This is a genomic window from Nocardia sp. NPDC058480 (assembly GCF_042720495.1).
In the GTDB taxonomy this organism is placed as follows: domain Bacteria; phylum Actinomycetota; class Actinomycetes; order Mycobacteriales; family Mycobacteriaceae; genus Nocardia.
Genome location: NZ_JBHXMN010000006.1, coordinates 279957 through 305931 on the forward strand (window position 1 = coordinate 279957; position 25975 = coordinate 305931).

Sequence of the window (25975 nt, forward strand, 5' to 3'; positions counted from 1 at the left end):
AAAGTTTGGTCCGCGACAGTCCCGGGTAGATGAAGAATGTGTCGGTTGTACTCGTGCTGCAAGCTCGGGGCCTCGGTGAGCTTCTCTCCGCGGTCCCGGCTCTGCGTGCCCTGCGCCGGGCCGAACCACAGAGCCGGATCGTCCTGGCGGCGCCACATCGACTGGAGCAGATCGTCGACCTGATCTCCTCGGTCGACGAACTCGTCGCCACCGCCGATCCGGCCGCCTTGATCTGGGATGGTCCCGCGCCCGAATTGGCGGTGAACCTGCACGGTCCCGACGGCGCCAGCGCGCGAGCACTGGCCGATACCGGGGCCGCGCGGATCATCGGTCACCGCACACCCGCCCTGCCCAAGCTCGCCGGTCCGCGCTGGGATCCCGAAGCGCATGTGGTCGACCGGTGGTGCCGACTGCTCGAGGGCGAGGGCATCGACGCGGATCGACGCAACCTCGGGCTGGTGCCACCGGTGGCCTCCATCAGCCGTCGCGATTGCATCGTCGTCCACATCGGCGCGGGTGCGCCCGCGCGGCGGTGGCCGCCGGAGCGGTTCGCCGCGGTGGTGCGGCACCTGCTGGTGCTCGGCCGCGACGTGGTGCTCACGGGCGACCCGTTCGAGCACGACATCGCTCGACAGGTGGCCGCGCAGGCGGGCTTGCCCGACGACCGGGTCCTCGCGGGTCGGCAGAACCTCACCGATCTCGCGGCGACGGTGGCCGAGGCCGCCCTCGTGATCAGCGGCGATACCGGTGTCGCACATCTGGCGACGGCGTTCGGCACCCGCACGGTCCTGCTGTTCGGTCCGACGCCGCCGCGCCGGGGCGGCCCGCCCGCACACCTGCTCGGCAGGCATGCCGTGCTGTGGGCCGGACAGGTCGGCGATCCGGACGGCTTGTCGCCCGACCCCGGCTTGCTGCGGATCGGGGTGCCCGAGGTGATCTCAGCGGTCGATATGCAACTGGCCAAGCAGGCATGGGCCGAATCCGGCAGGTCGCGCTACCGCCGCGTGGGCTGAGCCGGGTCGGCATCGGCCGCGTCCCGTAGCGCGGCGGCATGGGCCGCCAGCGCGCTGGGCCAGTACTTGTCGAGATAGTCACGGGCGTCGTTGAGGCCGCGGGGGTCAAGCGAGTAGAGGTGCCGGTTGCCGTCGCGGCGCATGCGGACGAGGTGGGCCTCACGCAGGACACGCAGGTGCTGAGACGCGGCTGAGCTGGTGATTCCGGTGGCGGCGGCGAGGTCGGCCACCGAGCGGGGACCCTGCGGCAACGATTCGAAGATCGCGCGCCGGGTGGGATCGGATAACGCCGTGATGGCACGGACTCCGTTAGCGGCCACTGAATCAGTGTCCCCGGGATGCGGAGTTTCGGCAACGATCTTGAGCAGGGGAATTTCACCCGGTGAGTCCAAGGATGTTGGCTATTCGTTAGGGTATTGTTATAGATCAACTGGGGTTATAGCGCTTCGTGATCGCGACCACAGGATTGGCCGCGAAGGTTACGGTTTAGCTACGTTCATAAACATGTTCGTGACCAACCCGTTATCTGCTCGAGTCTCCGACGCCTTCGCAGGTCGTTGGGGAGGCGTGGTCGCGGGTGCGGTGGCCCTGTCCGCACTCGTGGGTACCTCCGTCGCCACTTTCAGTGAGCCCGAGAGCCCTGTCCCCACTACCACGATCGCCGCGGATGCCACCGAGGCCATCAACACCGGCCAGTCGCCGTACCGCTTCACCGCGTACACCCCCGCCGAGGCCCAGGGCCCGCAGGGCGAGACCCCCGCGTCCGCCCCGATCGCGTGGGAGGAGCACCGCGAAGCGGTCGGCCTGGAATTGCCGCCGCTGCCGGTCCTCGCTCCCCCGCCGCCCCCGCGCCCGCAGACCGTTCGCCCGGTCACCGGCAGGCTGACCTCCTACTACGGCGCCCGCTGGGGCACCGCGCACAACGGCATCGACTTCGGTGACCCGATCGGCGCACCGATCTTCGCCGTCACCGACGGTACCGTGATCGAGGCCGGTCCGGCTTCGGGCTTCGGCCTGTGGGTCCGCGTCCAGCAGGATGACGGCACCATCGGCGTGTTCGGCCACGTGAACGACATCCTGGTTCAGGTCGGTCAGCACGTCAGTGCCGGTGAGACCATCGCCACCGTCGGTAACCGTGGCAACTCCACCGGCCCCCACCTGCACTACGAGGTGCATGTGCCGGACGGCTCGCTCTACGGCGCCCCGATCGATCCCCACCCGTGGCTCGCCGCGCGTGGCATCGATGCCGGCGTCGCCCAGGACTGATCCCTCGCTCATCCACTGATCGCCGCCCGGCGCGCGATCAGAAATTCCCGAAGCCGCGCGACCGCGAGCGTCGAGTTATGGTCTCCCGAGACCAGACCGACCTCGCGGTCGCGTTCGCCATCGATGGGTATCACCGCCAGGTCGGGATTGGCGACCTCGGCGGCGGGCAGCAGCGCGACCCCCTGCCCGAGCGCGACCAGTGCGCGCAGGGTTTCGAACTCGGTGATCTCGAACACCACTCGCGGTGTGAAACCCGCTGCGGCACACCAGGTGTCGAGCAGAGTGCGCAGCTGATAGCTGGGCGGGTTCGCGATGAACGTCTCGTCGGCCAGTTCGGCGAGGTCGATGTGGGTGCGCCGGGCCAGTGGATGCGTGCGTGAGACGTGCAGGTCGATGCGCTGACGTCCGAGGTCGACGGTCGGCAGGTCGGCGGGCGGCGGGATCATCACCGCGAGGTCGAGCCTGCCGTCGCGCACCTGCTCGGCCAATGCCTCGCCGTGTGCCTGGACCAGGTGCAGCCGGATCCGCGGCGCGCGGGTGTGGAACTGCGCGAGCAGCGAGGGAATACTGATCGGGCCCAGCGTGAGCGGGAACCCGAACCGCACCAGCCCGCTGTCAGGGTCGGCGTCGGCACGCACCCGGTGCACCGCGTCGTCGAGTGCGCGCACCAGTCCACGTGTTCGTTCATAGAGGTCGCGGCCAGCCGGGGTGAGGGCGACCCCGCGCCCGACCGGCTGGAACAAGGTCACGCCGAGTAGCTGCTCGATTGTTTTGATGCGGCGGCTGAGCGAAGACTGCGGCACCCCGAGCCGCTGGGCGGCCCGGGTGAAGTGACCTTCTTCGGCCGCCGCGTCGAAGGCAGACAGCAGCGGAGCCAGCGTATGCGCGCCCAACTCCGTTGAATCATCCATATTCGGATCATATATTTGGCGATTCCGTGTTGGACGGATCACTACTCCCGGCGTGACGATAGCGGTACACAGCTCACGGGAGGTTCGACCATGAACGACACCACACCCACACCGCTCGAATCCGGCAGTGGCGACGACATTCTCGACGCGGTGCTGATCGGTGGCGGCATTATGTCGGCCACGCTCGGGGCGCTGCTGAGCACTCTCGCGCCGGACTGGTCGATCGCACTGTTCGAGCGCCTCGGCGAACCGGCGGCCGAGAGCAGTCATCCGTGGAACAACGCGGGCACGGGGCACTCGGGGCTGTGCGAGCTCAACTACATGCCCGACGCGAGCGATGGCGCCAAGGCGGCCGGGATCGCCGACCAGTTCGCGCTCTCGCGCCGGTTCTGGTCCGCACTGGCGCACCGCGGCGAGCTGGAGCCCGCCACGTTTCTTACCCCGACACCGCACGTCACGGCCGTATTCGGCGAGCGCGATATCGCCTACTTGCGGCAGCGGTACGCGACGCTGCGGGAACTGCCGGCGTTCGCGGAGATGGAATACACCGAGGACCGTGCGGTGATCGCCGACTGGGCGCCGCTGCTCGTGCGCGGCCGCGCCGACGGCGACGCGATGGCGGCCACCCGGCACGTCGCGGGCACCGATGTCGACTTCAGGGCGCTGACCAGGTCGTTGTTGTCGACGATGCGTTCGGCGGGCAATGCGGTCCGGATGCATCGCGAGATCACCGGACTCACCCGAGGCAAAGACGGGCTGTGGACCGTGCGCGGGCGCGATCTCGACAGTGGACGGCGGTTCCAGGTGCGGGCCCGGTTCGTGTTCGTCGGCGCGGGCGGATACGCGTTGCGGCTGTTGCAGCGGGCAGGTCTGCCCGAAGTGCGGGGGTACGGGGTGTTCCCGCTGGGTGCGCAGTTCCTGCGGACCGACAATCCCGAGGTCGTCGCCGAGCACCACGCCAAGGTCTACAGCCAGGCGGCGCTGGGCGCACCGCCGATGTCGGTGCCGCACCTGGATCGTCGCGAGGTCGACGGCGCGGGCGCATTGCTGTTCGGCCCCTACGCCACGTTCAGCACCCGCCTGCTGCGCCACGGCAAACTCACCGACCTGTTCACCACCCTGCGCCCGCACAATATCGTCCCGCTGGTCGCGGTCGGCCTGCGGAATTTCGATCTGGTCCGTTACCTCGTGACCGAACTACTGGCCTCACCCCGGCGCAAGTTCGCGCAACTCCAACGCTTCTACCCGACCGCCGACCCCGCCGATTGGACCTTGGTCAACGCCGGGCAACGCGCCCAACTGGTGAAACCCGATCGCCGGCGCGGCGGAGTCCTCGAATTCGGCACCGAACTGGTCACCGGCGCGGACGGCAGCATCGCCGGTCTGCTCGGTGCCTCCCCCGGCGCCTCCATCGCACCGTCGATCATGCGGGACCTGCTCGAGCGCTGCTTCCCCGAACGCCGATACGAGTGGGCCCCCCTACTCGCGGAATTGCTCCCGCCGGTCGGTTCGGCCACCGAGTTCGCTTCGTAAACAACTGTTGGACAAGCGAATCCGCACTCCGGCTACAGCCGGGGTGCGGTGCGCGGTCACCGTGGGGACGCTAGGAGGGCGTCGATCAGGCGGTGGCTGCGGGCGGTCATCTGGGTGGCCGTCTGGTCGGGGTGGCGTAACCACCACAGGACCAGCGAGGTCACCGCGCCCATCCAGACGTCGGTCAGCGCGGACAGGTCGGTGGGGTCGGTGAGGTCGACGGCACCGATGGCGTCGGCGACACCGCGGGCGGCTTGGGCGGCGATCCGGCGGCGTGCGGCGCGGACGGCGTCGGCGGCGGGTCCGTCATCGGGGTGGGAGCGGTCGAAGAGCACGGTCCAGTCGTGCGGGCGCGGTTCCAGCGCGACGAAGATCGCGTCGAGGGTGCGTTCGGCCTTGGTGAGACCACCCGCTCCGGCGATGGCTGATTCGATCGCGTCGAACAGGACAGCCGCCGCCCGGTCCACACAGGCGATGTAGAGCCCGTCCTTGGACTGGAAGTAGGTGTAGACCAGCGGCTTGGACACCCCCGCGCGCTGGGCGACGTCGGCGAGGGACAGCCCCGCGTAACCCACGCGGCCGATCTCGGCGACGGCGGCGTCGAGGATCTGCTGTTCGCGCTCGGGGCGCGGGACGCCCTTGGTACCGGCTGTGCTCACCCATTTATCCAACCATTCGACCCAGCGCCGGTTGACACCCAATTGCCCACTTTGTAATTTACTATTCAGTAAATTGACCCGCCGCTCGACACGACAGGAGACCCCGTGTTCGCCGAAGTCGCACAATCGGTGCTGCTCAACCCGCCCGCGCTCCCCGGCATGATCGCCCGATTGGTCCGTGCTGAGCGGCAGGAGATCGCCGGGAAGACTGTGGTGCTCACGGGAGCCTCGTCGGGCGTCGGCAAAGCCGCGGCGCACGCTCTCGGCCGGGAGGGCGCGCGGGTGGTTCTCGTCGCCAGGAATGCCGAACCGCTCGCCGAGGTGCGCGATGCGGTCCGCGCCGAAGGCGGCGACGCCGAGATGATCACCTGCGACCTCGCCGACGCCGAGCAGAACGACGCACTGGCCAAAGCTCTGCTCGAGCAGTTCGGGACCGTCGACGTGCTGGTGAACAACGCGGGCCGTTCGATCCGCCGCGGGGCCGCCGACACCACCGACCGGTTCCACGATTACGAGCGCACCATGGCACTGAACTACTTCGGGGCGACGCGGCTCACGATGGGGCTGCTGCCGTCGATGCTCGACGCGGGCGCCGGGCACATCGTCAATGTCGCGACGTGGGGTGTGGCCGCCGGGTCGATGCCGCTGTTCACCGCCTATCACGCGTCGAAGGCGGCGCTCGGCGCGTTCGGACGCAGTCTCGGCGCGGAGACAAGGCGCCGCGGCGTGCACGTCACCACGATCGGCTACCCGCTGGTGCGCACGGAGATGATCGCGCCCACCGGCAAATACGCCGACGCGGCGGCACTGTCGGCCGAGGAGGCCGCCGACTGGATCACCACCGCGATCCGGACCCGCCCGGTCGAGCTGTACCCGACCTACACCCGTGTCCTGCAGGCCCTCGCGCTCGTATCGCCCCGCGCGGTCGATGCCGCCATCTGGCGCATGGGAATCTGAGACAACCCCTAGAACTGGGGTAGGCCGACCCGTACCCGGGTATCGGAATCGAACCGTTCCGCAGCGGGACGTGGTGTGGCGCACCGGATTTCTACCTTCGATTCATGGCGACGATCGACCTCACCCAGACTCTGTCCCGCATCGGTTTCCGCACTGCGCGCGATGGCACCGACCGTGCTCCCTGGCACGGCCCGCTGCTGGTGAATTCCGCGCTCATGGCCGCGCTGGTCGTGGTGTCGATCGTCGGGATGGTGGTGGACGACCGGCTGTTGCTCGGCGAGTCGGTGTGGCTCAAGCCGGCCAAGTTCGGCCTCGCCTTCGCCCTCTACGGCGTGACCCTGGCCTGGATTCTGCGGTTGCCGCATCGCGGGCGGCGGGCCACCTGGTGGCTGGGCACCGTCTTCGCGATCACCGGGGTCGCCGATGTGGGGTTCATCGCGATGCAGGCGGCGCGCGGGACGTTCAGCCATTTCAACGACTCCACCGACCCGGTCAACGAGATCGGACAGCAAGTGTTCGCCTCCGGTGTGCCCGGGTTGTTCCTCGCGAATCTTGTCCTGGCGGTGATCATTTCCTGGCAGAAACTCGCCGATCGGCCGACCCGGATCGCGTTGAAGGCCGGGCTGTGGCTGGCGGTGACCGGGATGGCGCTCGGGTACCTGATGGGGTTGACCGGGCCGCAGCTCGTCCGTCAAGCGGACGGCACCGTGGTGGGGCTGGTCGCCGGGCACACGGTGCGGCCCGGCGATACCGCACGTGACAGTGCCGCGGGCATGCCGATCACCCACTGGAGCACCATCGGCGGCGACCTGCGCATCCCGCACTTCGTCGGCCTGCACGGCATCCAGGTCCTGCTGCTGCTCGCCGTCGTCTTGGTCGCCCTAGCTCCCCGTTACCCCTGGTTGCGCACCGAAACGACCCGCGCCGCCCTGCTCGTGGTTGCCGTCCTCGGCTACTTCGGCTTGCTCACGCTCGTGGCGTGGCAGGCCCTGCGCGGACAGGCCATCACCAGCCCCGACCTCGCGACCGCCGGTGCCGCCGCGGCCCTCGCGCTCTTCGTCGCAGGGGGCGTCACGGCCGTGTACCTGCGCGCCAGAGAGACATTGTCGACCTAGCGCCGTTGTCGCCCACCCGTCCCGTGTTCCCACTGATTACCGTGGGGAACACGGGATTTCGCGCGATCAGCGCAGCCGTTCGGCTTCCCGGGCCAACTGCACCAGGGTCGCGCTCAACTCCGACAACTCCGCCGGGGAGGCACCCTCCCCCACCGCCGTCGCCACATCCTCGGCCGCACACCGCGCCGCGAACCACCGATCGGCAAGATCGGCGGCCTCCTGCGCGGTGAGCACGACCGCGTCCTCGGGGATCCCGGTCCCCTTGAGACTGCTGCGGTGCTCATAGGCACGTTGGCGACACGATTGGCGGCAATAGCGGCGACGCCGACCCGACTCCGAATCCACGATCTCCCGCCCGCACCACAGGCAGGACAGCAGGCGACTGCGCGACATGATCGGAAACCCTATCGGCCCGCGAAGCGATTCGCCGGTTCAGGTCTCGCTGAGCGGGCACCCCCTCGGTACCGAACTACCGTCGGGCGCTGATTCGGGGGTAGCTCGGACGTGAAGGCCCTGCGACTACAATGGAACAGTTCAGACTTCCCGTGCGTTGAAGTAATACCAAGACCTGTTTTCGGCGCGCCTCCGCCGATGGACTGACCGAAGGGTGCGACGAAGGAGTACCCGTAGGGAGGGAAGAGGCGGAGTTCAGCGCCGAAAACCGCGGCCCCGGCCGCCAAAAAATACAGGAGCACACATGGCAGATCGCGTACTCCGGGGCAGCCGGCTCGGAGCGGTGAGCTACGAGACCGATCGCGACCACGACCTGGCCCCGCGCCGGATCGCCCGCTACCGCACCGACAACGGTGAGGAGTTCGACGTCCCGTTCGCCGACGACGCGGAGATCCCGCCCACCTGGTTGTGCCGCAACGGCCAAGAAGGTCAGCTCATGGAGGGCACCTCCGTGGAGACCAAGAAGGTCAAGCCGCCGCGCACCCACTGGGACATGCTGCTGGAACGTCGCAGCAAGGAAGAGCTCGAGGAACTGCTCAAGGAGCGCCTCGACCTCCTGAAGACCCGTCGCCGCGGGTAGAAGTTCGAACACACGACGCCGAAGGCCGCCTACCCGATTCGGGAAGGCGGCCTTCGGCGTTCTCGGCGCGCCAAGAATTCAGTGACTGGCGACCTTGCGGTACTGCAGTAGTGCCGCGGGCATCGCGATGGCGAGGATGACCAGCGAGCAGATGATCGCGTAGAGGATGCAGTTCTCGGCCGCCCAGCCCGTCGCCGGGACGAAGCTCGGGGGTGAGTCGTTCTCGAAGAGCTTGCGGCCCGCTGCCGAGACCGCGGTGATCGGGTTCCATTCGGCGATGGCGCGCAGCGGGCCCGGCAGCGTCTCGGCGGAGATGAACGCCGAGGAGATGAACGTCAGCGGGAACAGCCAGATCAGCCCAGCGCTCTGTGCCACTTCCACCGTCGGGGAGACCAGACCGGTCAGCGCGCCGACCCACGACATCGCGAACGCGAACAGCAAGATGATCGCGAACGCGATCACCGCGTCGCCGACGCTGCCGTGGATGCGCCACCCGACGATGTACCCGCAGATCGACATCACGCCCAGACTGACGATATTGACGACAAGGTCCGAGAGGGTGCGCCCCATCAGGACCGCCAGCCGCGACATCGGCAACGTCCGCATCCGGTCGATGATGCCCTTCTGCAGGTCACCGGCCAGCCCGACGGTGGTGAACGCGGCATTGAACGCCACGGTCTGGGTGAAGATGCCCGCCAGCAGGAATTCCCGGTACTGGTCGCCGCCGAGCGAGGCACCGAAGATGTAGGCGAACAGGAACACGAACATCAGCGGCTGGATGGTCGCGGTGACCAGCAGCGTCGGCACTCGCAGGATGGTCAGCAGGTTGCGGTAGGCGACGATCGCACTGTCACGCACGAACCGGGCCCGTGGTTCCCGCTCCTCGGAAGCGGAGGGACGGGGGGTGTTCGGCTGGATCGGCAGATCGCGGGTTTCGTACTCGTCCACCGTGACGTCGGGGGCACTCATGCCTGCACCTCGCTGACGCTCGGCTCCGGGATGACTGCCATGGCAGCAGTGTCTATCAACCGCTCGCTGCGCTCGCTCACGACAGGACCTCCTCTTGCACGTCGTCGGTTTCGGGTTCGGGGATCGGCGCCGCCGGGGTGCCGGTGAGGGAAAGGAAGACATCGTCGAGAGTGGGGCGCACGACGTTCGCGTCGAGGACGCAGACGCCGGCGTCGTCGAGGCGGCGCAGCGCTTCGACCATCGTGCGTGACCCGTTACCGACGACCACCGACACCTCGTCGCTGCCGGGTTCGTGGATGGGCTCGCCGACGCCGACCTGCTGCAGGACCGTGACCGCGGGCCACGGGCTCTGCCCGGCGGCCAGGGTGACGGTGAGCCGGTCACCGCCGATGGAGGTCTTGAGTTCGTCGGCGGAACCGCGGGCGATGACCGTGCCCTTGTCGATAACGGTGATCCGGTCGGCGAGCAGGTCGGCCTCTTCGAGGTACTGGGTGGTGAGCAGGACGGTGGTGCCGTCGTCGACGAGATCCCCGATCACCTGCCACATGTCCAGGCGACCGCGCGGATCGAGGCCCGTGGTCGGTTCGTCCAGCACCACCACCGGCGGCCGCGCCACCAGCGCACCGGCCAGGTCGAGCCGACGCGCCATGCCACCGGAGTAGGTGCCTGCCCGCCTGCCCGCCGCGTGGTCGAGTCCGAACGCGGTGAGCAATTCCTCCACGCGGGCGACGGACTGCTTGCGGCCCATGCCGTACAGCCGCGCCACCATGCGTAGGTTCTCGTAGCCGGTCAGGTTCGCGTCGACCGCCGCGTATTGGCCGGACAACCCGATCCTGGTGCGCGCGCTGGCCGGGTCGGCCAGCACATCGATACCGGCGACCCGCACCGAACCGGCGTCGGGCCGCAACAGTGTGGTGACGATCCGCACCGTGGTGGTCTTGCCCGCGCCGTTGGGTCCGAGCAGACCCAGCACGGTGCCCGCCGGGATCTCCAGGTCGATCTCCTTCAGTACGCGCACTTTGCCGTAACTCTTGGCAAGGCCGCGTACTTCTACCGCGAGGCTCACGGTCGCATCTCCTTCTGGCCGGTGCCGCACACGGTGATCTCCGGGACGGCGTCGAGGTGGCGATGCAGCACGGGGCCGATCACCGCCAGCGATTCCGGTGTGGTCATCGCCGCGTGCCTGCAGGGCAGGTCGTGGTTGTGGATGTTGCCGGTGACGAAGGGCTGCCAGGCCTGCGCGCACCGGCTCGGATCGGCGGCGTTGATCTCGTCCGCCACGGCGGTGAAGAACACGAGGTCGCCGTCGAAGGTGCGCGGCCGGAACCGGTTGGCCATGACGGTGCCGTCGGCGTACCCCGTGTAGAGGCGTTGCAGGTGGTCCACCGAGAGCGCGGCGAACGGGCCCGCCTGTGCCCGCAGTAGATCCGCCGCTTCGTGCAGGTCGAGGTCGGCGGGCAACGGTGCGCCGTCGACCAGATCGGCGCCGAACTCGCCGAGGATATCGGCGACGCTGGGCATCGAGGTGTCGAGCCAGCGGTCGCCGAGCTGGTAGCTGTCCATCATCGCCAGCAGCTCGACGTCTTCGCCCGCGTCTTGCAGCTGAACGGCGATCTCCTGCGCGATCAGGCCGCCGAGCGACCAGCCGAGCAGGTGGTAGGGCCCGTGTGGCTGGATCGACTTGATATGGGCGACATAGTGTCCGGCGGCCTCGGGAATCGAGGTGAAGCCGTCGTCGCCGGACACGTGCGGGGCCTGCAGGCCGTACACCGGGCGCTGCGGGGCGAGATGGGCAAGCAGTCCCGCGTAGCACCAGGCCAGACCGATCGCCGGGTGCACGCAGAACAGCGGGGTGTCGTGCGGGCTGGTGGACGGGCGGATAGCCAGCACCGGGCTGGTCGCCGCCTCGATCACCGCGTCCGGGTCGATGTCGTCGAGCTTGGCCGCGATGGCCGAGGGAGTGGCGTCGCCGAACATCATCTGGACGGGCATCTCGTAGCCCTGCTCACGCAGTGCCGCAACGACTTTGGTGGCCAGCAGGGAGTTGCCGCCGAGTTCGAAGAACCCGTCGTCCACGCCGACCCGCTCGACCCCGAGCACCTCGGCGAACACCGTGCACAGCGCTGTCTCGGCGGCGGTCACCGGTGCGCGGTAACCACCGGCCGCGATGAACACCGGCTCGGGCAGCCGGGCGCGATCGAGCTTGCCGACGGGACTCAGCGGCACTTCGTCGAGCAGCATGATCGCCTGCGGGACCATGTAGTTCGGCACGTGCGCCGCGACGTGCTCGAGCAGTTCGGGCACGCTCGGTGCGGTCCCGTTGCGCGCCTTCACGTACGAGACCAGGGCGGTCGCGCCGGCCTGCGTGGTGTGCCCGATGGTGAGCGCGAGCTCGACATGGGCGTGCCGGGCGAACGCGACGTCGATCTCGCCGAGTTCGATCCGGAAACCGCGGACCTTGACCTGATGGTCGGTGCGGCCGACGTACTCCACGTCCAGCGCCGACTTCGTGCCATTCCGCCAGCGCACCAGATCGCCTGTGCGGTACATCCGTTCGCCGGGTGCGCCATAGGGATCGGCGACGAACCGCTGGGCGGTGAGACCCGGCCGGTTGAGGTAGCCGCGGGCCAGGGCCGAGCCGGCCAACTGCAGTTCACCGGTGACACCGATGGGTGTCGGATGCAGTCGCCGGTCCAGCACCGTCGCCGCGACACCGCGGATCGGCCCACCGATGGTGATCGGCCCCTGCGGGCTCATCGGTTGCGGCATCAAGGTGACGATGGTCGTCTCGGTGGGGCCGTACACGTTGTAGAAGTTGCGCCCCGGCGCCCAGCGGGCGAGCAGGTCCGGCGGTAGCGCCTCACCGCCGGTGAGTACGTGGGCGAGCGAGTGCACGCCAGACGGATCGACGGTGCCGAGCGCGGCGGTGGTGATGAACGCGTGGGTGATCCGTTCCCGGATGAACACCTGCCGCAGATCCTCGCCGCCCACCACCCCGACCGGGGAGATCACCAGCGTCGCCGCACCACCGAGCGCGAACAGGATATCGAGCATCGCGGCGTCGAAGCTCGGGGTGGCGAAGTGCAGCACCCGGCTGCCGGGACGCACATCGAACCGGTCGGCGGTCTCGGCGGCGAAGTTCGACAGACCACCGTGGGTGACGACGACACCCTTCGGTGTACCGGTGGAGCCCGAGGTGTAGATCACGTACGCCGGATTGTGCAGGCGCAGTGGGCGAAGCCGATCGGCGTCGGTGATCGGCGAGTCGTCGGTGCCGAGCACGCTGGCCCGGGTCTGCGGGTCGTCCAGGACCAGCCAGCGGGTGTCGGTGGGCAGCAGATCGCGGTGCTCGAGCAGCGTCAAACCCAGTGCCGCAGCGGAATCGGTGAGCATGTGACTGATCCGCTGTGGCGGGTAATTCGGGTCGACCGGCACGAACGCGGCACCCGCCTTGGCGACGGCCAGCATGGTCGCCACCGATTCCACCGAACGCGGAATACCCAGTGCCACCAGGGTTTCCGGCCCGACGCCCTGACCGATGAGGACCCGGGCGAGCCGGTTGGTCCACCGGTCGAGCGCGTCGTAGGTGACCACTGTGTCGCCGGCGCACAGCGCGACACCGTCGCGGGAACGAGCGACGGCGGCACCGAAGACCGCGGGCAGCGTCACCGCCTGCTCGGCGCGGGTGCCGTGCACCGGCGCGAGCGCGGTCCACTCGACCGCGTCGAGCAATGCCAGGTCGCCCACCGCGGTGTTCGGGTCGGCGGCCACGGCGGTGAGCAGCCGGACCAGACGGTCGCCGAGCTTGCGCGCGGTGACCTCGTCGAACAGGTCGGCCGCGAAGTTCACCGACAGGCTGATGCCGTCGCCCACCCGGTGGGCGGTCTGGGTTTCGGTGAAGGTGAACTGCAGGTCGAACTTGGCGACACCGGCGTCGGCGTCGACCGCTTCGATCCGCAGGCCGGGCAGTTCCAGCATGCGCACGGGGGTGTTGCGCACCGACAGCATCACCTGGAACAGCGGGTGATGTGCCTGGGAACGCGCCGGATTGACCACTTCGACGAGCCGTTCGAACGGCAGGTCGGCATTGGCGAAGGCGTCGAGGTCGCCGTCGCGGACGGTGCGCAGCAGGTCGACGAACGCGCGCTCGTCGGCCACCTCGGTGCGCAGCACCAGGGTGTTGACGAACATGCCGATCATCGCGTCGAGCGCCGGATGCCCGCGCCCGGCGCTGGCGGTGCCGACGGCGATGTCGGAGGTGCCGGTCACCCGGTGCAGCAGGACCGCCAGTGCCGCGTGCAGCACCATGAACATGCTGACGTTGTTCGCGGTGGCGATGCCGCGCAGCGCCCGGTGGGTCGCCGCGTCGACCGCGCAGTCGACGGTGCCGCCCCGATAGGAGGGCACCGGCGGGCGCGACCGATCGGCGGGCACGGTGAGCAGTTCGGGCAGGCCGTCGAGCACGCCGCGCCAATGGTCGAGCTGCTTGCTGATCAGCGAGTCCGGATCGTCCTCGGTGCCGAGGAGTTCCTGTTGCCACAGGGTGTAGTCGGAGTACTGGATCTCCGGGATCTGTTCGCCGAACGGTTCACCGGTCTGGATGCCACGGTAGGCGGCGGCCACCTCGGCGGCGAGCGGCTCCAGCGACCAGCCGTCCATCGCGATGTGGTGCACGACCAGCACCAGCACGTGCTCCGTCGAACGCGCCACGGCGTATTTGGCCTTGGCCGGTGGCGACTGCCCGGTGTGGTCGACGCTGATCAGCGCCGCCCGCATCGGCACCGAGGCCGACAGGTCGAATCCCGGGGTGACGAAACGGGTCACCGCGGTGTCGACCTCGCTCGCGGTGGCCGTCGCGTGGAACAGCGTGACGGCGGCGATCGCCGGGTCGAGCACCAACTGCTCGGGCTCCCCTGAGCTTTCCGGGAACACCGTGCGCAGCGTCTCGTGCCGACGTTGCACCGTGTGCAATGCGGCGATGAGTGCATCGAGGTCGACGGTGCCGTGCAGACGCAGCACGACCGGGATGTTGTAGGCCCCCGACGAGTTGGTCTCGCCCGCGGAGCCGACGTTGAAGCGGTTGAGGAACCACAGCCGGCGCTGCGCCGCGGACAGCGGGATCCGCTCCGGCCGCTGCTGGGGCACCAGGTCGGGCCGGTGTTCGTCGCCGGACGGTCCGGATTCGATGAGCGCGGCGAGTTCGGCGACGGTGGGCGCCGCGAACACGGTGCGCACTTCCAGGCGCACATTGCTGGCCGCGGCCAGGCGGGCCACCAATTGAGTGGCCAGCAGCGAGTTGCCGCCGATGTCGAAGAAGCTGTCGGTGGCGCGAACTTCGCTCGCCCCGACCAGATCCTCGAATACCCGCGCGACCGTCCGCTCGGCGTCGGTCTGTGGTGCCCGCCCCGCCGCGGCGGTGAATTCCGGTTCGGGCAGCGCGGTGCGGTCCAGCTTGCCGACCGGTGTGAGCGGCACCCGGTCGATCAGGTTCAGCGACGCGGGCACCATGTGCCCGGCCAGCCGGACCATCGCGTGACGCTTCACCCCTGCCAGTTCGGCCGGGTCGATGCCCTCGTTCAGCTGGATCCAGGCGACGATCCGATCATCGCCCGCGATCCGCCGAACCTCGGTGTGTACGAAGCGGACCTCGGGGTGGCTGCCGAGGACGGCGCTGATCTCGCCGAGTTCGATCCGGAAACCGCGCACCTTGACCTGGTGGTCGCTGCGACCGAGGTAGTCGATCTCACCGCCCGCGGTCCAGCGCACCACGTCGCCGGTGCGATACATCCGGCTGCCCGCCGGGCCGAACGGGTCGGCGATGAATCGTCCCGCGGTCAGGCCGTAGCGCTCGTGATAGCCCTGGGCGATGCCCGCGCCACCGATGTAGAGCTCACCAGGTACCCCGGTGACGACCGGCCGCAACCGTTCGTCGAGGACGAGGGCCCGCGAACCGCGCACGGGCGTTCCGATGGCTACCGGGACACCCACCCGCAGCTCCGACATCGCGGCGATGACGGTGAACTCGGTGGGCCCGTAGGCGTTGACGAACCGCCGACCCGGTGCCCAGTTCTGCACCAGGTCCGGGGGTACCGCCTCGCCACCAGCCATCAGGCCGCGCAGCATCGGCAGCGGCCAGCGGGTGGCATCGATCGAGGCCAGCACCGCGGGCGTCAGGAAGGTGTGGGTGATCTGTTCGTGTTCCAGCAGGGCCCCGAGTTCGTCACCGCCGTAGATGTCGATCGGACCGATCACCATTTCGGCGCCCGAGTAGACGGCGAGGAGCATGTCGAGCACCGAGACGTCGAAACTGGGCGTGGAGAAGAAGAACGTTCTGGAGAACCGGTCAAGACCCATGCGTTCGCGCAGGTCGAGCGCGAGGCTGGTGAGACCGCAGTGGGTGACGGTCACACCCTTGGGCAGGCCGGTGGAACCGGATGTGTAGATCTGATAGGCCAGGTCGGCGGTGCGCACCGGACGGATCCGCTCGGCGTCGCTGATCCGGACGTCGTCGTAGCCCGCCAGCTCGGTGTTCAGCTCGTCGCCGTCGATCAGCAACCACTGGGTGTCGATCGGCCCGGCGGCCTCGCGCAGCGCGTCCGCGTCGGCGCGGGCGGTGATGACCGCGCGGGCACCGGAGTCGGTGAGCATGTGCCGCACCCGGTCGGCCGGATAGCGGGGGTCGACGGGGACGAACGCCGCACCACTGGCCGCGACGCCGAAGATGGCGAGGGCGCAGTCCAGTGAACGGGTCAGACCGACCGCCACCCGGTCGCCGGTGCCGATGCCACGGGCGATCAGCGCGCGGCCGAGACGGTGTGCCCGGCTCGCGACTTCGGCGTAGTCGAGCTCGCCCACTTCCCCGGCGACGCTGCCGTCGGCGAACCACCGCAGCGCGGGCCGGTGCGGATACTTCGCCGCGGCACGCTCGAGGATGTCGGCCAGGACGACCGGCGTGACCGGGGCCGGTCCCTGCGCGGGGACGTGGTCTCGGTGCTCGAGCACGGTGAGCGGGTCCAGATCGCACACCAGTTGCCGTGGGTCGGCAGTCACCTGGGTCAGGATCTGCACGAACCGGTCGGCGAGGGTCTCGATGGTGGCGGCGTCGAACAGTTCGGTGGCGTAGACGAACTCGAACCGCAGCCCGTCGTCGTCGGCGGGGGCGACCCGCAGTTCCAGGTCGAACTTGGCCAGGGCGATGTCGAGCTCTTGCGCGGCCAGCCGCAGTCCGGGCAGTTCCAGCGACGGTGTGCGGTTGTCCTGCATGCTCAGCGCGACCTGGAACAGCGGGTGCCGGTTGCTCGCCCTGCTCTCCCGGCCGAGCGCGTCGACGACGCGTTCGAACGGCACATCGGCGTGCGCGAGGGCGGCCAGCTCGGCGTCGCGGTCGGCGTGCAGCAGTTCGGTGAAGCTGCGGCCGGGGTCGACATCGGAGCGCAGGACCAGGGTGTTGACGAACATGCCGACGAGGTCGTCGAGCTGGATGTCGGTGCGCCCGGCGACCGGGGTACCGATGGGGATGTCGCGTCCGCCGGTGACGCTGCGCAGCAGCACCGACAGCGCCGAGCGCACCACCATGAACAGGCTCACACCGGTGTCGCTGGCCAGCTCGTCCAGTGCGTGTTGCAGCGGTGCCGAGACCTCGCAGGTCACGGTGCCCGCCGTCCCCGTCGGTTCGACGGGGCGGGGGCGGTCGAACGGCAGCGGCAGTTCGTCGGGCAGTTCGGACAGGGTTTCGCGCCAGAACGCGAGCTGGGTGGCGGTGATGCTGTCCGGATCGTCCTCGGTGCCGAGTACCGACCGCTGCCACAGGCTGAAGTCGGCGTACTGCACGGGAAGTGGCGCGCGCTCGGACGTGGTGCCGCCGGTCCGGGCCACGTAGGCCAGGGCGAGGTCGCGCGTCAGCGGGCCGAGCGACCAGCCGTCGGCGGCGATGTGGTGCACGACGACGCCGAGCAGGTGCTCGTCGGATGCGGTGCGCTGCAACGACACTCGCAGCGGCGTCTGCCGGGTGAGGTCGAAGCCCCTGCGCGCGAGCGCGGTCAGTGCCGCGTGCGCCTGATCCGGTGCGGTGTCGACGACCTCGACCGCAGGCATGGCCTGGGCGAGCGGCAGGATCACCTGCTGCGCGCCGGAGAGATCTTCGGGGAAGACCGTGCGCAGTACTTCGTGGCGCTCCACCAGGTCGCTGAGGGCGGCCCGCAGTGCGTCGACGTCCAGATCTCCGCCGATTCGCAAGACGAAAGCGATGTTGTAGGCGCTCGATTCGGGGGACAATCGGTTCAGGAACCACAGCCGTTGCTGCGGCAACGACAGTGGTATGCGTCCCGGGCGCGGGGTGTGTACCGCCAGCGCCACCCGCTGCGTCCGGGGCGCTTCCGTGATCAGCCGGGCGATGCCCGCCACCGTCGGCGCCTCGAAGATCTGCCGGACGGGCAGGTCCACCTCGAAGTCGGCGTGCAGCGCGGCAGCGAGCCGGGTGGCCAGCAGCGAGTTGCCGCCGATGTCGAAGAAGCTGTCCTCGGCACCGGGGATCTGGCGGCCCAGAATCTCGGTGAACACCGCGGCTACCCGCATCTCGAGGTGTGTGCGCGGCGCGCGCGACCCACCGTTGACCACGAATTCCGGTGCGGGCAGCGCCTTTCGGTCCAGTTTGCCGGCCGGGGTCACCGGCATCGCGTCGAGCACCGCCAGCGCAGCGGGCACCATGTAGCCGGGCAGCCTGCCGCGGGCCGTGTCGAGCAGGGCGGCCGGGTCGATCGGGCCGTCGGCGGTGACATAGGACGCGAGCCGCTGCTGGCCCTGCTCGTCGACGTGGACGACCGTGAGCGCGGACCGCACGCCCGGGTGTTCGCGCAGCACATGGTCGATTTCGCGCAGCTCGATGCGGAAACCACGGATCTTGATCTGGTCGTCGGCGCGGCCGAGGAACCGCAGGCGTCCGGTCATGTCGGCGACCACGAGATCGCCTGTGCGATACATTCTTTCGCCGACTCGTCCGTGTGGGTTGGCGACGAATCGCTGCGCGGTGAGCGCCAGCTTGCCGAGGTACCCGCGGGCCAGGCCCGGCCCCGAGACGTACAGCTCGCCCGGTGTCCCCGGCGGCACCGGGTTCATCCGGACGTCGAGTACGAACAACCGCATGCCACGCACGGGCGCGCCGAGCGGCACCGGCTCCCCCGGCATCATGGCCGCGCTCGCGGTGACCGCGACGGTGGCCTCCGACGGGCCGTACATGTTGTGCATCCGATACTTCGTGGCCCAGGCGTCGACGAGCTCGTCCGAGCAGGCCTCACCACCGACGATGACCGTGCCGAGGGCAGCGAAGTCGCCCGGGGGCACGGTGGCCAGCGCGGCGGGGGTGATGAACGCGTGGGTGATGCGTTCCGAGCGCAGGAAAGCGGCAAGTTCCGCACCACCGTAGAGGTCGGCCGGGGCAACCACGATCGTCGCACCCGCGGCGAACCCGAGCAGCAGTTCGAGCACCGAAGCGTCGAAGCTGGGCGAGGAGAAGTGCATGGTGCGCGCATGGTCGGTCACCTTGAACAGCTGGATCTGTTCGCTGGCGAGCGAGGCGATACCCGCGTGGGTGACCACGACGGCCTTGGGGGTACCGGTCGAGCCCGAGGTGTAGATGAGGTACGCGGGCTGACCCGCCCGCATCGGGTGCCTGCGGTCGGCATCGGAGAGCGGAGTGGCCGAACGCACCGCGCAGTCGGCCTCGAAATCGGCCGTCCCGAACACCATCCATTCCGGTGCCCGACGATGCTTTCCGGTGGCGGTGGGCAGCCCGGCGAGGTGTTCGGGCAGGGTGAGCCCGAGCGTCGCGCCGGAGTCACCGACCATGTGCGCGATGCGCTCGGCCGGGTAGGCGGGGTCGACGGGCACGTACGCGGCGCCGGTTTTGGCGACCGCCCAGATGGCGATGATCGACTCGAGGCTGCGCGGCAGCGCGACGGCGACCACCGTTTCGGGTGCGGCACCGTGCGCGATCAGGCTGCGCGCCAACCGGTTCGAGCGTTCGTCGAGTTCCCGGTAGGTGGTGTCGAAGCCGAGGTAGCGCACCGCCACCGAGTCGGGCAGGTGTTGCGCGGTGTCGCCGAGCAGCCGGGCCAGCGTGCCCGCCGGTTCGGCCGGTGCACCGGCCACCGGAACCAGCCGGGCGATCTCGCGGCGGTCGAGCACGTCGAGGTCGCCGATGGCCGTCGTGGGGGTCGCGACGGCCGCGGCCAGCAGCCTGGTGAAACGCCGGGCGATGGCCTCCACCGTGGCGCGATCGAAAACGTCGGTGGCGAAGCCGAATTCGGCGTGCAGCGGCCCGTCGTCGTGGTTGTCGCGGACCTCGAGCTGCAGGTCGAACTTGGCGACGCCGACCTCGATCGGCACCAGTTCCGCTGTGACACCGGGCAATTCGACGCGCAGTTCGGGGGTGCGGTCGTAGGACAGCATCACCTGGAACAGCGGGTGCCGGGTGGTCGAGCGATCGGGGTTGACCAGTTCCACGAGCCGTTCGAACGGCACGTCGGGGTTGGCGAAGGCATCGAGGTCGGCCTCGCGAACCAGGTCGAGGATACGGTCGAACCCGGCGCCTAGGTCCACGTCGGTACGCAACACCAGGGTGTTGACGAACATGCCGACCAGCTCGTCCAGCGCCGGATCGGACCGGCCCGCGATGGGCGTACCGATGGTGACGTCGGTGCTCGAGCACAGCCGGGCCAGCAGGGTGGCCAGCGCCGCGTGCAGCACCATGAACATGCTCACCCCGCGACCGGTCGCGAGTTCGGCTGCGGCACGCCGAGTTTCGGCATCGATCACGAATTCGACGGTGTCCCCGCCGGTGCCACGCTGCTGTGGCCGCGGCCGATCGAGGGGCAGGTCGAGCTGATCGGGCAGCCCGGCCAGCGCGCCGCGCCAGTGCCCGAGCTGCCGGGCGATGGGCGCTTCGGGGTCGGTTTCCTCACCGAGCAGTTCCCGCTGCCACATCGCGAAATCGGCGTACTGCACCGGCAGCGGCGCCCACCGGGGTGCGGCACCGCCGGCGCGCGCCGACACCGCCACCATCAAGTCCCTGGCCAACGGGGCGACCGACCAGCCGTCACCGCTGATGTGGTGCAGCACCACCAGCAGCAGGTGATCCTCGGCGCCGACCCGGTACAGCGCGACCCGCAACGGTGTCTCGGTCCGCAGATCGAAACCGCGCCCCGCCATCTGCGCGGCCAGCGCGGGGATCTCGGCGGCGGACACGTCGGTCGGCGAGAGTTCGGGTTCCACCCCGGCCGCCGGGTGGATCAGCTGGTACGGACCGTCGGGACCTTCGGGGAAACTGGTCCGCAGGCTCTCGTGGCGGTCGAGGATGTCGCGCAGACCCGCGCGCAACGCATCGAGGTCGAGATGCCCGGTGAGCCGCAAGGCCAGCGGCATGTTGTAGGCGGCAGCGTGTTCGGCGAACCGGTTGAGGATCCACAGCCGCTGCTGGGCCAGCGACAACGGCACCCGTTCGGGCCTGCGCGCGGGAACCAGTTTCGGCGTGGAGGTTTCGGGCCGATGGGTGCTGATATAGCCGGCCAGCGCGGCGATGGTGGGTGACTCGAACATTTCCCGGATGGTGAGGTTCGCATCCAGGGTGGTGTTGATCCGGGCGACCGCGCGCGCGGCGACCAGGGAGTTGCCGCCCAGGTCGAAGAAGCTGTCCTCGACACCGATCGCGGTGCCGTCCAAGGCGAGAACCTCGGTGAGGATCTCCGCGAGTGCGCATTCCAGTTCGGTCTGCGGCGCGGCGGCACCGGTGGTGACCCGTACACCCACCTCCGGCGCGGGCAGCGCCTTGCGATCGACCTTGCCGTTGGCGCTCAACGGCAGTTCGTCGAGCACGACCAGCGCCGAGGGCACCATGTAGGACGGCAGGCCGCGGCGCAGTGCCGAGAGGAGCACGGCGGGTTCGGGTGCGTGAGCGCCCTTCGCGGCGACCACATAGGCGACGAGTTCGTCGTCACCGGTGCGAGCGGTGCGGGCCACGCAAACCGCACGGGCGATGCCGTTCTGGGCGAGCAGCGCCGATTCGATCTCGCCGAGTTCGATGCGCAGTCCGCGGATCTTGACCTGGAAGTCGGTGCGGCCCAGGTATTCCAGGACACCGCCGTCGATCTGCCAGCGGGCCAGGTCGCCGGTGCGGTACATCCGCTGCCCCGGGGTGAAGGGGTTGGCGACGAACCGGTCGGCGCTCAGGTCGGGGCGACCCAGGTAGCCGCGAGCCAGCTGCGCACCGGCCAGGTACAACTCGCCGACGACACCGGGCGGTACCGGCCGCAGATGCGGGTCGAGCACGTAGGTTTGGGTGTTCCACACCGGCGAACCGATCGGCACCGTGGTGGCGTCGGCCGGGCACGGCCAGTAGGTGACGTCGACCGCGGCCTCGGTGGGCCCGTAGAGATTGTGCAGCTCCGGCCCACCGTCGGGACCGTGCAGCGCGGCATGGAAATCGCCGACGGTGGCGCCGGGCAGCGCCTCACCACTGCAGAACACCCGGCGCAGCCCCGCCCCGCCGCGCACCCGCGGGTCGGTGACGAACAGCGACAGCATCGACGGCACGAAATGCGCTGTGGTGATGGCCCTTTCGGTGATGATCCGGGCGAGGTAGGCCGGGTCACGGTGCCCTTCGGGCGCGGCGACGACCAGGCGCGCGCCGACCTGCAGCGGCCAGAAGAACTCCCAGACCGACACATCGAAGGTGGCAGGAGTCTTCTGCAGGACCGCGTCGGTGTGGTCGATGGGGTATTCGGCCTGCATCCAGCGCAACCGGTTCACGATCGCGGCATGAGTGACGCCGACGCCCTTGGGTTTACCGGTGGAGCCGGAGGTGAAGATGACGTAGGCGAGGTGATCGGGCCGCAGCGGCGCGGTGCGGTCGGCATCGGTGATCGGCGCGACGTCGTTGCCGCTGACGTCGAGAGTGTCGAGATCGACCCGGACCGCGCCCGCGGGCAGCCGGACCCCGTCGCGGTCGGCGGTGAGCACGCACACCGGATGCGCCTGTGCCACTACCGCTTCGATGCGATCGACCGGGTGATCGGGATCCAGCGGCAGGTAGGCCGCGCCGGTCGCGAGCACCGCGTAGATCCCGACGACCAGATCGATACTGCGATGCAGGCACACGCCGACCGTGGTCTCCGGGCCCGCGCCACGGGCGATCAGTTCGCGCGCCAGCTGATTCACCCGGTCGCCGAGTTCGGTGTATCCGAGTGTGCGGTCGGCGAATTCGAGACCGATGGCGTGCGGACTACGGCGCACCTGATCCTCGAACAGCGAGACCAGCGTCGCGGCCTGCATCGGCATCTCGGTGGCGTTCCACTCGCGCAACACACTGTCGTTCTCCGCGGCGGTGATCGCGGTGAGCGTGTAGGTGGGGGTGGTCGGCTCGGCGGCCAGGAAGCGCGCGAGGAAGTCGAGGTAGCGGGAGTGGTGGGCGGCGTTCTCGGACTCGCCGTAGAGCTTCGGGTTGGCCTCGAAGTCGAGTTGGATGCGGCCGCCGTCGACGTTGTAGATGTTGATCGAGAGGTCTTCGACGGGGCCGGTGGCGAGAACATGCAGCTGACCGGCGATTTCGTCGAACTTCAGCTCGTCGTGGAACAACATGATGTTGACCATCGGCCCGAAGAAGCCGCGCGCGTCGCGGGAGTAGCCGCAGTCGCGACGGATGTCGTCGGAGCGGTAGCGCTGGTGGCGCAGGGCGCCGGTGATCTGCAGTTCGGTCTGGCGCACGACGTCGGCGACGGTGGTGTGCTCGTCGAACCGGACCCGCAGCGGCACCACGTTCGACACCACGCCCGCCGAACGGCGCAGCGCGACGGTGGTGCGGGCCGAAACCGGCAGGCTCAGTACGACATCGGAGTCGCCGGTGACCGAGCGGACGTAGGCGGCCAGTGCGGCGACGATGAGCGCCGAGTTGGCCGATCCGTGCGTGGCGATCGCGTCGGCGAGCAGGGTGTCGAGGTCGGCGTCGAGTACTGCTGTGGCACGGTGGCGTCCCGCGTCGTGGGTATCGCCCGCGGCGGTGACCGACGACAGTGTCATCGGTTCGCCGACGCCGGCGAGCTGTTCGGTCCAGTACTCGCGGTCGGCCCGGAACCGGCTGGACTCGCGGTAGCGGGATTCGTCGGCGTAGAGCGCGACGAGCGCGGCGGCCCGGGAGACCGACGGTTCGCGCTGCTCGCCGACGGCCGTGTAGATCTCGGCGGTGCGCGAGAGCGCGTTCATCGCACCGTAACCGTCGATAACGATGTGGTGCCCGCGTTCGTACCAGAACCATTCCAGGTCACCGATTCGCAACACCACGTTGATGGTGAGGGGTTCGTGCTCCATATCGACCGGGGTGCTGGCGTGGGTGTTCATCCAGGCCAGCGCGGCGGCCCGTGGGTCGGATTCGCCGCGCAGGTCGATTCGGCCCCAGCCCGGCCGCCAAGTCGGGTCGACCCGCTGGTGGGGCACGCCGTCGATCTCGAGTAGGCGGACATGTCCCACCTGGGATTCCGCGCCGAAGCGTTCCACGGCGTACAGCAACCTGCCGACGTCGAGATCGCCGTGCAGTTCGACGTAGTGAGCGATGGTGAGCGGAATGTCGGGCCGGATCCGTTGCGCGTACCACAGTGCTGTCTGACCGGGCGAGAGGGCGAACGGTTGGCCCGGGTCCTCGTCGGTGACGCTCGAGCTGACGTGGTCGGTGGCCAAAGAACTCATCAAGCACTCCGTTTCTGCCTTGTGTCACAACTCCCCGAGCAGCGCCCGGGCACAAGAGTGCCCATGGGCGTGGCTTTTCCACGCCCATGATTCGGAGTACTCCGGCAGCCGGATGGCTGCCGATCTGAATTTATTTCGAGCTCAACGAATTACACCCCTGTAGCAGCAACTTCGTGCCGCTTCCCCCGGGTTGAAACAAACCGCTTATTCAGAATTGTCCGAACTGCGCACAGCCTGAGTCGGATTCGTCCTGTAGCGTCGAAGAAACACCAGTCCGACGCCGATCGCGGTCAGGATAACGGACGCCAGTTCGGGCCATGCACCGATTCGGGTAGCGATTGTCGTCGTGTCGCGCAACGGTAACTGGGCCACCAGCGCGGCCGGGACGACCTGCTCGGTATGCTGGATGAGCGCGCCGTCAGCGGTGATGATTCCGCTGACCCCGGTGGTTGCTGCGACGACGAGCGCACGCCCGTGCTCGACCGCCCGCACCCGCGACATGGCGAGTTGCTGATAGGTCATCTCGCTCTCACCGAACGTGGCGTTGTTGGTCGGCACCGTCAGCAATTGGGCGCCCGCGGCGAGAGAGTCCCGGAATGCCCGATCGAAAGCGACCTCGTAACAGGTCGCCACGCCGATCGGCACGCCGGCGGCCGTGACCGTACCGTCACCATCACCTGGCACGAAATAGCCCGCGCGGTCGGCATAGGAAGAGAACAAACGGAAGAAACCACGCATCGGCAGGTATTCGCCGAACGGCTGGATGATCTTCTTGTCGTGCCGCTCCCCCGGGCCCGCCGTGCCGTTCCACACGATCACCGAGTTGGTGGTCGTGCGGTCACCGTTCACCAGGACCGCGCCGACCAGGATCGGGGCGCCGATCCGCACCGAGGCCTCGGTGATCTCGGCGGCAGCGTCGGCATTGCGCAGTGGGTCGATGTCGGAGGAGTTCTCGGGCCAGATCACGATGTCGGGCCGCGCGGTCTCGCCGCGGGTAACAGCGTCGGCCAGTTCCTCGGTACGCCGGACGTGGTTGTCCAGCACCGCGCGGCGCTGGGCGTTGAAGTCGAGCCCGAGCCGCGGCACGCTGCCCTGGATGGCGGCGACCGTGATCGTCCGGATACCCGCGTCCGGGGCGGGCAGCGTCGGCCGCAGGAGCACGCCGGCCAGGGGAATGACAGCCACGGCCACCGCGGCGGTGGCGAACCCGGTGCGCACGGCACGGGTGTTCGCGCGCGGCGCGGGGGTGCGTGCCCAGGCGCGCAGGCGCAGTGCCAACGCGGCGAGACCGGTGCCGGTGAGGGCGACGGCGAAGCCGACCAGCGGCGCACCACCGTAGGCGGCCAGCGGCAGGTACCACCCGTCGGCTTGCCCGAACGCGACACGCCCCCAGGGGAATCCGCCGAACGGGAAACTCGACCTGACCCATTCGCTCGCGGTCCACGCCAGCGCGAGCCACACCGGCCAGCCCGGCAGCGCGCTCAGCCACCGGGCGAGCACACCCCACAGCCCGAAGTACACCGCGCACACCGTCGAGAGCGCCAGCCACGGCACCGGCCCCACATAGATCCCGGTCCACGGCAGCAACGGCACGAAAAACGCCAGCCCGCCGAGCATTCCGTACCCGAACCCGCCGCGCAGCTTCCCGGGCCCGCGCACCGCGACGGTGAGCAGGGCGATGGCGACCGGCGCGAGGAACCAGAACGGGCGGGGCGGGAAGCTGCCGAACAGCAACAAACCACCGGCCGTCGCCGCCAGCATCCGCAGCAACATCGGGTAGCGCTGGCCC

The 25975-nt window shown here is 69.2% G+C and carries 14 protein-coding genes; 6 read left to right on the top strand and 8 right to left on the bottom strand.

What is annotated here, in order from left to right; translation table 11 throughout:
- Positions 1–38: 38 nt before the first annotated feature.
- Positions 39–1013, top strand: a complete 975-nt coding sequence (locus ACFWO8_RS17845; RefSeq protein ID WP_378952045.1) for a glycosyltransferase family 9 protein — start codon at positions 39–41, stop codon at positions 1011–1013.
- On the opposite strand, the gene ACFWO8_RS17850 is transcribed toward ACFWO8_RS17845, so the two are convergent.
- The gene (locus ACFWO8_RS17850; RefSeq protein WP_378951800.1) at positions 995–1333 is read right to left on the bottom strand and encodes an ArsR/SmtB family transcription factor; all 339 of its coding nucleotides are present in this window, start codon (positions 1331–1333) and stop codon (positions 995–997) included. The two genes, ACFWO8_RS17845 and ACFWO8_RS17850, sit on opposite strands and share 19 nt — an antisense overlap.
- A 184-nt stretch (positions 1334–1517) precedes the next feature.
- Here ACFWO8_RS17850 and ACFWO8_RS17855 point away from each other — a divergent pair, with 184 nt between their 5' ends.
- Positions 1518–2279 carry a M23 family metallopeptidase gene (locus ACFWO8_RS17855; protein ID WP_378951803.1) on the top strand — a complete coding sequence of 254 codons (762 nt, stop codon included), beginning with the start codon at positions 1518–1520 and terminating at the stop codon, positions 2277–2279.
- Between the two features lie 8 nt (positions 2280–2287).
- Here ACFWO8_RS17855 and ACFWO8_RS17860 read toward each other — a convergent pair whose 3' ends face one another.
- Positions 2288–3190, bottom strand: coding sequence for a LysR family transcriptional regulator (locus ACFWO8_RS17860; protein ID WP_378951806.1), 903 nt, complete (start codon positions 3188–3190; stop codon positions 2288–2290).
- A gap of 90 nt (positions 3191–3280) precedes the next feature.
- Between ACFWO8_RS17860 and mqo the strand changes: the two genes are divergently transcribed.
- The gene (gene mqo, locus ACFWO8_RS17865) at positions 3281–4723 is read left to right on the top strand and encodes a malate dehydrogenase (quinone) (protein ID WP_378951809.1); all 1443 of its coding nucleotides are present in this window, start codon (positions 3281–3283) and stop codon (positions 4721–4723) included.
- 56 nt (positions 4724–4779) lie between these two features.
- Here mqo and ACFWO8_RS17870 read toward each other — a convergent pair whose 3' ends face one another.
- Entirely contained in the window at positions 4780–5382 is a 603-nt protein-coding gene (locus tag ACFWO8_RS17870) for a TetR/AcrR family transcriptional regulator (RefSeq protein WP_378951812.1), read from the bottom strand.
- Between the two features lie 105 nt (positions 5383–5487).
- On the opposite strand from ACFWO8_RS17870, the gene ACFWO8_RS17875 reads away from it, so the two are divergent.
- Both ACFWO8_RS17875 and ACFWO8_RS17880 read left to right on the top strand, forming a co-directional pair.
- The gene (locus ACFWO8_RS17875; protein WP_378951815.1) at positions 5488–6339 is read left to right on the top strand and encodes an SDR family oxidoreductase; all 852 of its coding nucleotides are present in this window, start codon (positions 5488–5490) and stop codon (positions 6337–6339) included.
- A 104-nt stretch (positions 6340–6443) separates the two neighbouring features.
- A complete protein-coding gene (locus ACFWO8_RS17880) occupies positions 6444–7454 on the top strand; it encodes a hypothetical protein (RefSeq protein WP_378951818.1) in 1011 nt (336 codons plus the stop codon).
- A gap of 66 nt (positions 7455–7520) precedes the next feature.
- Here the strand turns inward: ACFWO8_RS17880 and ACFWO8_RS17885 are convergent, their stop codons facing one another.
- Positions 7521–7847, bottom strand: coding sequence for a hypothetical protein (locus tag ACFWO8_RS17885; RefSeq protein ID WP_378951822.1), 327 nt, complete (start codon positions 7845–7847; stop codon positions 7521–7523).
- A gap of 304 nt (positions 7848–8151) precedes the next feature.
- On the opposite strand from ACFWO8_RS17885, the gene ACFWO8_RS17890 reads away from it, so the two are divergent.
- Entirely contained in the window at positions 8152–8487 is a 336-nt protein-coding gene (locus ACFWO8_RS17890; RefSeq protein ID WP_067453486.1) for an RNA polymerase-binding protein RbpA, read from the top strand.
- Between the two features lie 78 nt (positions 8488–8565).
- Here ACFWO8_RS17890 and ACFWO8_RS17895 read toward each other — a convergent pair whose 3' ends face one another.
- The 4 genes from ACFWO8_RS17895 to lnt form a co-directional block, all read right to left on the bottom strand.
- The gene (locus ACFWO8_RS17895) at positions 8566–9456 is read right to left on the bottom strand and encodes an ABC transporter permease (RefSeq protein WP_378951825.1); all 891 of its coding nucleotides are present in this window, start codon (positions 9454–9456) and stop codon (positions 8566–8568) included.
- Between the two features lie 76 nt (positions 9457–9532).
- The gene (locus ACFWO8_RS17900; protein WP_378951828.1) at positions 9533–10522 is read right to left on the bottom strand and encodes an ATP-binding cassette domain-containing protein; all 990 of its coding nucleotides are present in this window, start codon (positions 10520–10522) and stop codon (positions 9533–9535) included.
- A complete protein-coding gene (locus tag ACFWO8_RS17905; protein WP_378951831.1) occupies positions 10519–24186 on the bottom strand; it encodes an amino acid adenylation domain-containing protein in 13668 nt (4555 codons plus the stop codon). The genes ACFWO8_RS17900 and ACFWO8_RS17905 overlap by 4 nt, the downstream gene beginning before the upstream one ends.
- A gap of 204 nt (positions 24187–24390) precedes the next feature.
- Positions 24391–25959 (bottom strand): apolipoprotein N-acyltransferase, encoded by a 1569-nt coding sequence (gene lnt, locus ACFWO8_RS17910; RefSeq protein WP_378952048.1) that lies wholly within the window; start codon positions 25957–25959, stop codon positions 24391–24393.
- Positions 25960–25975 lie beyond the last annotated feature (16 nt).

Excerpts from the sequence above, each read along its gene's own strand:
- ACFWO8_RS17855 (WP_378951803.1), top strand. The coding sequence starts at position 1,518 with ATGTTCGTGACCAACCCGTTATCTGCTCGAGTCTCCGACGCCTTCGCA.
- ACFWO8_RS17860 (WP_378951806.1), bottom strand. The coding sequence starts at position 3,190 with ATGGATGATTCAACGGAGTTGGGCGCGCATACGCTGGCTCCGCTGCTG.
- mqo (WP_378951809.1), top strand. The coding sequence starts at position 3,281 with ATGAACGACACCACACCCACACCGCTCGAATCCGGCAGTGGCGACGAC.
- ACFWO8_RS17880 (WP_378951818.1), top strand. The coding sequence starts at position 6,444 with ATGGCGACGATCGACCTCACCCAGACTCTGTCCCGCATCGGTTTCCGC.
- ACFWO8_RS17885 (WP_378951822.1), bottom strand. The coding sequence starts at position 7,847 with ATGTCGCGCAGTCGCCTGCTGTCCTGCCTGTGGTGCGGGCGGGAGATC.
- ACFWO8_RS17890 (WP_067453486.1), top strand. The coding sequence starts at position 8,152 with ATGGCAGATCGCGTACTCCGGGGCAGCCGGCTCGGAGCGGTGAGCTAC.
- ACFWO8_RS17895 (WP_378951825.1), bottom strand. The coding sequence starts at position 9,456 with ATGAGTGCCCCCGACGTCACGGTGGACGAGTACGAAACCCGCGATCTG.
- ACFWO8_RS17905 (WP_378951831.1), bottom strand. The coding sequence starts at position 24,186 with ATGAGTTCTTTGGCCACCGACCACGTCAGCTCGAGCGTCACCGACGAG.
- lnt (WP_378952048.1), bottom strand. The coding sequence starts at position 25,959 with ATGTTGCTGCGGATGCTGGCGGCGACGGCCGGTGGTTTGTTGCTGTTC.